Genomic DNA, 1,187 nt, shown 5'->3' on the forward strand with positions numbered 1-1,187 from the left:
TTCTTTACCATCTCCGATGAGCTGGCAGACACGCTGGACCTCTGGGACCTAACCGTCTTTCGGTATGCTGGGCTTTATCTCGAGACCAGTCGCGCGTTGGCCGAGAAACGAGCATTGCCGCGGCTGGTGATGCCCATGCTCATCCGTGGGCTGAACCGGGTGTTCACCGGCATGCTGATCCAGAACCAGGACGAGCTGGTCCTCGCAAGTTCAGGAAGCCAATCGCAGTCGAGGACCAGTCCTCTGCTGGAGGAATTCGTGTCCGTCGCCCGCCGTGCTGGCGAGGAGGTGGCGCTGCTCGGTGACGGGGATGGAGGCATGAAGCTGGTGGTTCGGCTTGCGCGTGATGATCCACCGAAAGTCACGCTGCAACTGTCGACGACCCGCTTTGAGTTCTTGGGACGTGTGGCCGAGGGCGCACTGCCTACGAGTTTTTCGCTCGAGTGCCACGAGGACCTTCTCGCGTTCAAGGCACGGCTGCTGAGCGCCGTCGAACGGCGGCGATTCCTTGATGGAGACGATCGCAGTGACGGGATCGTCCTCAAGTTTATCGACCTCAATTCTGATGGCCGTGCATCATCGCGTAGCGTCACGGTGAGGCTCTGATGATGGAGATACTGAAACGCCCTATTTCCCATGAGGATCGCACTTGACCGGCGTTCTGGGTCGACGAAGCGATCTGGGGGCATCGCCTGCATGACGAACAGACGCCCTGGCTGATCCTGCTTGAATTCCTTGGTGTGCTCCGATCCGAGCAAGTCGCCGGCCGCGCCTTTGCTGAAGGGGAGTTCAACGCACTTTCCTATCGTCCGCAGACACAGTTGCGACTGCGCAATCTTATCTTCAATAATCCGTACCTTTTGACCATCGGGGCCGAGGGGCTCTCCGACGATGCAGCCTGGACAAAATGGCTGGAATTGATGGAACAGAACGCCGGCGGCCTTGAGAGCCGGGACTTCAGTTACCTCCGCGCCCGCTTTGACAGCTTCGACGATTTTGCCTCTGTGGTGGGGTTCTTGCAGTCGTCCGCCATCGAAGGCGCCAGCAATAAACGCTGGAGTTCGAAGTTCGTATTCCCCTTCGGCGCCAGCGCGCTCTACGAGGATGCCGCGGTGACGGCGTCCGGTGTCTCAACCGACAGGCGGTTTTTTGCTCGAACCGGCGAAGTTCTCTATCTGATGCTGTGC

General features: G+C 59.2%; 2 protein-coding genes. Both read left to right on the forward strand.

Annotated elements, in window-relative coordinates:
* A partial coding sequence (locus EOA13_RS38240) for a hypothetical protein (RefSeq protein WP_206535375.1) occupies window positions 1-606 on the forward strand: 606 nt, incomplete at its 5' end.
* A 134-nt stretch (window positions 607-740) separates the two neighbouring features.
* Window positions 741-1,187, forward strand: a 447-nt coding sequence (locus EOA13_RS37165; RefSeq protein ID WP_206535376.1) for a hypothetical protein, incomplete at its 3' end; no start/stop codon positions are given.

The organism is Mesorhizobium sp. M7A.F.Ca.US.011.01.1.1 (assembly GCF_003998295.1).
GTDB lineage: Bacteria > Pseudomonadota > Alphaproteobacteria > Rhizobiales > Rhizobiaceae > Mesorhizobium.